Origin of the sequence: Pseudoxanthomonas jiangsuensis (assembly GCF_010093185.1) — a bacterium.
In the GTDB taxonomy this organism is placed as follows: domain Bacteria; phylum Pseudomonadota; class Gammaproteobacteria; order Xanthomonadales; family Xanthomonadaceae; genus Pseudoxanthomonas; species Pseudoxanthomonas jiangsuensis.
In genome coordinates this window covers 1-6,079 of record NZ_PDWL01000047.1, presented here as the reverse complement: position 1 = coordinate 6,079, position 6,079 = coordinate 1, and the positions used below count along the sequence as shown (strand labels likewise).

At 71.2% G+C, this 6,079-nt stretch carries 7 protein-coding genes; 5 read left to right on the top strand and 2 right to left on the bottom strand.

Features of this window, described 5'->3' with window-relative positions; all coding sequences use genetic code 11:
• Nucleotides 1-354: 354 nt before the first annotated feature.
• Both CSC62_RS16950 and CSC62_RS16945 read left to right on the top strand, forming a co-directional pair.
• Nucleotides 355-981 carry a DUF47 domain-containing protein gene (locus CSC62_RS16950; protein WP_162407859.1) on the top strand — a complete coding sequence of 209 codons (627 nt, stop codon included), beginning with the start codon at nt 355-357 and terminating at the stop codon, nt 979-981.
• 85 nt (nt 982-1,066) lie between these two features.
• Complete coding sequence (locus CSC62_RS16945; RefSeq protein ID WP_162407858.1) at nt 1,067-2,188, top strand: inorganic phosphate transporter; 1,122 nt, start codon at nt 1,067-1,069, stop codon at nt 2,186-2,188.
• Between the two features lie 95 nt (nt 2,189-2,283).
• On the opposite strand, the gene CSC62_RS16940 is transcribed toward CSC62_RS16945, so the two are convergent.
• Nucleotides 2,284-2,694 carry a hypothetical protein gene (locus CSC62_RS16940; RefSeq protein WP_162407857.1) on the bottom strand — a complete coding sequence of 137 codons (411 nt, stop codon included), beginning with the start codon at nt 2,692-2,694 and terminating at the stop codon, nt 2,284-2,286.
• 39 nt (nt 2,695-2,733) lie between these two features.
• Here CSC62_RS16940 and CSC62_RS16935 point away from each other — a divergent pair, with 39 nt between their 5' ends.
• From CSC62_RS16935 to CSC62_RS16925, 3 genes are all read left to right on the top strand, one after another.
• Nucleotides 2,734-3,078 carry an MGMT family protein gene (locus CSC62_RS16935; protein ID WP_162407856.1) on the top strand — a complete coding sequence of 115 codons (345 nt, stop codon included), beginning with the start codon at nt 2,734-2,736 and terminating at the stop codon, nt 3,076-3,078.
• 55 nt (nt 3,079-3,133) lie between these two features.
• Nucleotides 3,134-3,814: a rhomboid family intramembrane serine protease gene (locus tag CSC62_RS16930; protein ID WP_162407855.1), complete on the top strand. Its 681-nt coding sequence runs from the start codon at nt 3,134-3,136 to the stop codon at nt 3,812-3,814.
• Between the two features lie 103 nt (nt 3,815-3,917).
• Nucleotides 3,918-4,352 carry a hypothetical protein gene (locus CSC62_RS16925; protein ID WP_162407854.1) on the top strand — a complete coding sequence of 145 codons (435 nt, stop codon included), beginning with the start codon at nt 3,918-3,920 and terminating at the stop codon, nt 4,350-4,352.
• Nucleotides 4,353-4,406: 54 nt separating this feature from the next.
• Here CSC62_RS16925 and rluB read toward each other — a convergent pair whose 3' ends face one another.
• The gene (gene rluB, locus CSC62_RS16920) at nt 4,407-5,939 is read right to left on the bottom strand and encodes a 23S rRNA pseudouridine(2605) synthase RluB (protein ID WP_162407853.1); all 1,533 of its coding nucleotides are present in this window, start codon (nt 5,937-5,939) and stop codon (nt 4,407-4,409) included.
• Nucleotides 5,940-6,079: the final 140 nt, after the last annotated feature.

The window sequence follows — 6,079 nt, the reverse complement described above, 5'->3', positions numbered from 1 at the left end:
CCGAAGGCGCGTGGGCGGAGTCCGGACAGCAGCCCTGCCAGGGTCAGACCGTCGTCCGCGGCGCGGGAACCGACGGAACGCAGCAGGCGGGTGATGCCCTGGCCTTCGGTGGGATTGGGCGGTGCGGCGGCGGGGGAGTGGGGGCGTCGTCCATAGGGTGCGCCCGCGGGGCGCGCCGGCATCTTAGCAAACCGCGGATGCCGGGCCTCACGCCGCGGTCACGTTCCGGCCCGCAGCGTCCACGCCCGGACCGGGCCCGCTTCGGCAGGGCGGATGGATGCGCGGTTCCGGCCCCGGGGCCGGGCTGTCATAATTCTGCAAATCCCGCCCGTCCCGCGGCGGAGGATCGTCTCCATGTTCTCACTCCAGACCATCTTCGGATCCGGCAAACAGTTCTTCGTCCTGCTGGACGAGGCGGCCGAGGCGGCCCACGACAGCGCCAAGGCGCTGCACCAGATGATGAAGGCCTCCGACCGCCAGCCGGCCCTGGACGCGTTCAAGCTGGCCCGCCAGCGCGAGCGCACCGCCTCGGAGAAGATCGGCAAGGCCCTGGTGGACAGCTTCATCACCCCGCTGGAGCGCGAGGACATCGAGGCCCTGGGCTCGGCCCTGTACAAGATCCCCAAGCAGATCGAGAAGTTCGCAGACCGCTACTCGCTGGCCACCCAGCACCTGGCGCACATCGACTTCGCCCCGCGCGCGGCGATGCTCGAGCAGGCCGCCGGGGTGGTGGTGGAGATGGTCCACCAGCTGCGGCACATGAACCTGGACCGGATGACCGCGCTCAACGAGAAGCTGCGCGCGATCGAGAACGAGGCCGACCGGCTGATGCTGGAGCTGTACCGCGACATCTATTCCGGGCGCCTGGACCACCTGCAGATGTTCCTGCTCAAGGAGTTCTTCGAGATCCTGGAGAAGGCCATCGACCGCTGCCGCGAGGCCGGGGTGGTGGCGTACCAGATCGTGCTCGCGAACAGCTGATGGAGTTGATGGACATGCAGCGTATCGTCGCGGGTCGCCCCCTCGATTCCAGGGGGCGGATGCCCGGGTGCCGGGAGGCGTCGCCATGCTGACCCTGGTGCTGGTGGTGATCCTGGCCGCGCTGGTGTTCGAGTTCATCAACGGCTTCCACGACACCGCCAACTCGATCGCCACGGTGGTGGCGACCAAGGTGCTCTCGCCCGGCGCGGCGGTGGGCCTGGCGGCGGTGATGAACCTGGTCGGCGCGCTGATGGGCACCGCGGTGGCGGCGACGATCGCCACCGGCATCCTCAACACCGGGGTGGTCGAGGCGTCCTCGCAGGTCATCCTGTGCGCGCTGCTGGGCGGTATCGTCTGGAACCTGATCACCTGGTGGTTCGGCCTGCCGTCCTCGTCCTCGCACGCGCTGATCGGCGGCCTGTGCGGCGCCGGCCTGGCGGCGGCGTCCAACGACTGGAACGCGCTGATCTGGTCGCAGGACCTGGGCAACTGGGCCAAGAACAAGGGCCTTTTGTGGAAGGTGTTCCTGCCGATGGTGACCTCGCCGGTGGCGGGCTTCCTGATGGGCGTGCTGGTGATGGTCCTGCTGTGGGCGATCATCGCCGGCATGGCCCGCGCCGGCGGGATCCTGCGGCGGCTGGCGCGGCCGCGCTGGGTCAACGCGTTCTTCGGCAAGGCGCAGATCCTGTCGGCGGCCTACATGGGTTTCGCCCACGGCCACAACGACGCGCAGAAGACCATGGGCATCATCGCCCTGACCCTGATCGGCGCCGAGTCGGCGGGCACCCTGGACGACCTGCCGTCGTGGCTGGCGTTCCTGCATCCGGGCCAGAGCGACGGCACCCAGATCGCGACCTGGATCGTGCTGACCTGCGCGGTGGTGATGGCCGCGGGCACGGCCTCGGGCGGCTGGCGGATCATCAAGACCCTGGGCCACAAGATGGTCAAGCTGCATCCCATCCACGGCTTCGCCGCCGAGACCAGTTCGGCCACGGTGCTGACCTTGGCGGCGCACTTCGGCATGCCGGTGTCGACCACCCACAGCATCTCCACCGCGATCATGGGCGTGGGCTTCGCCAAGAACCCGCGGGCGCTGAAGATCGGGGTGATCGAGCGGATCATCTGGGCGTGGATCCTGACCATCCCCGCCGCCGGCGGCCTGGCCTGGCTGATCCTGCGCGGGATGAAGGCGGTGGGCTGGGCCTGAGCCCGGGTTCCCACGCGGGTGTCGCAGGGGCCGCCGCAAGGGCGGCCTTCTGTTTTTGCGAAGGAGTGGCGTTGCGGCCGCCCGTGCCGCGATCGCTACAGCAGGTCGCCTTCCGCCGACAGCGCGCGTTCCATGCGGTCGCCCAGGCCGCCAATCTCCAGCACCAGGCGCTCGATCTCGGCCGGGGTGAGGCCGTCGTAGGGGCGGTTCTCGCACAGCTGCAGGTAGGGCACGCCGTCCAGGTCGCCGATGGCCAAGTAGCCGACGCTGCTCTGCCAGTTGAACACCAGCGCACGCCGCGCATCGATCCCGGTGGTCGGCGCGATCACCGTGCTCACGCGCAAAAGGGGGCGGCCGTCGTCGCCGTCCAGTTCCGACAGGAAGATCGACTGGTGCCGGCTGCCGCCCTCCAGCGACAGCTCCACGCAGGCCACGAACGGCTCCTGCATGGTCAGGCGGAAGCCCGAGGTCAGCAGGTGGCTGCGGATCTGTTCGAAGTTGCGCATGGCCGTCCTCCGCGGTCTGTGCGGCTATGCTAGCGGCAGATGCCAGCCACGTCTGCCGACGCCACCGTACGCATTCTCGCCGCCGTGCGCGCGATCCCGCGCGGGCAGGTGGCCGGCTACGGCGAGGTGGCGCGCCTGGCCGGGCTGCCCGGACGCGCGCGCCTGGCGGCGAAGGTGCTGTCGCAGAACGAGGACCCGGACCTGCCCTGGCACCGGGTCCTGCGCTCGGACGGGCGGATCGCCCTGCCGGAAGGCTCGAAGGGCTACCGCGAGCAGTGCCGGCGCCTGCGCGCCGAAGGCGTGGCGGTCGAGCGCGGACGGGTGCGGCGTCCGCGCGCGGTGTCCGACCTCGACGCGGCGGTTTGGGGGCCGCAGTCCCCGTAGGGCGACCGGCGCGTGCGGCCGCTATGATGGACCCCCGTCTTCTCCGGAGCCGCGGATGCTCTCGCGACTGCCCCCCGTCACCCAGGCCCTGCTGATCGCCAACGGCGTGCTGTTCCTGCTGCAGCAGGTGATGGGCGATGCCACCTTCTTCCCGTTCATGCTCTGGCCGCCCAGCGAGATGGGCTTCGATCCGTTCTCGCCCGGGCAGAACTTCCAGGTCTGGCAGCTGCTGACCTACGGCTTCCTGCATGGCGGCCTCGGCCACCTGTTCTTCAACATGCTGGCGCTGTACATGTTCGGCGCGCCGCTGGAGCTGACCTGGGGGCCGCGCCGGTTCCTGGCCTATTACCTGATCTGCGTGGTCGGCGCCGGCCTGTGCCAGCTGGCCGTGGGCTGGTGGACGCTGGCGCAGGGCGGGGCGGGCTATCCGACGGTGGGCGCTTCGGGCGGGGTGTTCGGCCTGCTGCTGGCCTACGGCATGCTGTTCCCGAACCAGCGGGTGATGCTGCTGTTCCCGCCGATCCCGATGAAGGCGCGGACCTTCGTGATCGTGTTCGGCGCGCTGGAACTGCTGCTCGGCTTCACCGGCTGGCAGCCGGGCGTGGCCCACTTCGCCCACCTCGGCGGGATGCTGTTCGGCTGGCTGGTGATCCGCTACTGGCGCGGGCAGCCGCCGTTCGGGCGCCGGCGCCCGCCGGGCGGCGGACGGCCCTCGCACCTGCGCCGGGTGAAGTAGGGGCAGGGCGCGCGGCCGGCCGATACGCGATCACGACGCGCCGCTGGTCTATCCTCGGCCGCGCCAAGCCGGCCCGGTGGCCGGCACGTCACTGGAGAACGCCATGAACCGTTTCCCGCGCCCGCTCCTGGCCTGCCTGCTGGCGATCGCCGCGGCCCCGGCCGCACAGGCCGCCGAGGTCGATTGCCGGCTGGACTTCAACCTGTCCGGCTGGTCGGCCTTCTACAAGACCGCCAAGGGCAGCGGCACCATCAGTTGCGACAACGGCTCGCGCATGGCGGTGAGCATCAGCGCCAAGGGCGGCGGCATCACTTTCGGCAAGTCGCGGATCGACAACGGGGTGGGCGAGTTCTCCGGGGTGCGCAGCATCCAGGAGACGCTCGGTACCTACGCCGCTGCCGAGGCCCATGCCGGCGCCGTGCGCTCAAGCAAGGCCCAGGTCATGACCAAGGGCGAGGTGTCGCTGGCCCTGGCCGGCACCGGCAAGGGCTGGGATCTGGGCGTGGCCTTCGGGAACTTCGTGATCGAGCCGCGCTGAGGCGAAAGCCGGCACCGGCCTGCGGAACGCGGGCCGGTGCATCCATGAATCGAATCAGCCCTGGCCGCGCGGGCCGCGGTTGCCGCCGCGCGGGGCGCCGCCGGGACGCGGGCCACCCGGGCGTCCACCCGGACGGTTGCCGCCGCCGCCGCCGGGGCGGGCATTGCCGCGCGGGCCGCGGTTGCGGTCCTGGGCCTGATGGCCGCCGGGCGTGGCATGGTCGGAGGGGAAGTGCGGGGCGTTGCCGGGATGGCCGTAGGGACGCGCGGCCTTTCGTGCGCCCTGTCCCTGGCCTTGGCCCTGACCGCCGCCGCCGCCCGCACCGGGCCGGCCGCCACCGCCGCCACCACCGGGCTTGCCGTAGCGCGGCTTGCCGCCCGGGCCGGCGTTGCGGTGGCCGGACGGGCCGGTGCTGACGCCCTCGGGCACGTACCAGGTGCGGAACGCAGCCGGATTGCCGTCCGGCAAAGGCTTGGGACCCTTCTCCTTGCGTTGCTTGAACGGCTTCTGCGACTGCTTGGCCGCCATCTCGCCGCTCACGGTCAGGCCGCCGTGCGGCTTGGCCTTGCCGCCGCGGCCGCCGCGCCGGTCCTCGCGCACGTGGTCGAAGCGGCGCAGCTCGCGGCCTTCGTCGGCGGTGTTGTGGCCGTTGACGTAGGCCTGGCCCGGGCCGCGCTCGCGGCCCACGTGCACGGTCGACTTGGCCGCGCGGCGCTGGCCGATCACCGGCTGCAGGGTCAGGGTCGAATCGCTGTTGTCCTCCAGCGCCAGTTCCTTGCGCAGGGCCTCGACCTGTTCGGCCGGCAGCTCCTGCGACTGCCCGCGCAGCAGCTCGCGCGGCAGCGACACGCTGCCGTAGCGCACGCGCTTGAGCCGGCTGACCTGGCAGCCCTGCGATTCCCACAGCCGGCGCACCTCGCGGTTGCGGCCCTCCTTGACCACGACCTTGAACCAGTCGTGGGAGTCGGTGCCGCCGATGCGCTCGATCTGGTCGAATTTCGCCGGGCCGTCCTCCAGCGCCACGCCGCGGGCGAGGCGGTCGACGACGTTGTCGGGCACGTTCTCCTGGCCTTCGGGCGCGCGCACGCGGACCACGTACTCGCGCTCGACCTCGTGCGAGGGGTGCATCATCGCGTTGGCGATCTCGCCGTCGGTGGTCAGCAGCAGCAGGCCGGTGGTGTTGATGTCCAGGCGGCCGATCGCGATCCAGCGCGCGCCCTTCAGCCGCGGCAGGGCCTCGAAGATGGTCGGCCGGCCCTCGGGATCCTCGCGGGTGGTCACCTCGCCCTCGGGCTTGTTGTAGACCAGCACGCGCGCCGGCTCGGTCAGGGCCGAGGCGACGAAGGCCTTGCCGTCCAGCTCGACCTTGTCGCCGCTGCGGATGCTCTGGCCGACCTGGGCGGTCTCGCCGTTGACCTTGACCAGGCCGTCGGCGATGCGCTGCTCCAGCGCGCGGCGCGAGCCGAGCCCGGCCTGGGCCAGGACCTTGTGCAGGCGCTCCTCGGCCTTGGAGGCGGCGGGGGCGGCTTCCTCGCCGCGCTTGAGCGAGAGTTTGCCGAGGGTCTTGCGGGAGGTGGAATCAGTCATGGGTCCTGCTCCGGCCGTCGGATTCGTCCGCGGCCTGGCTGTGTTCGGAGGTGGAGGTGCCGGAGGCCGGTCTCTTATACCCATCCTCCGCTCCCGACGCCCCCTGCGGCGGAGAGCTAGGTAGGTGCGTCGCACTGAAA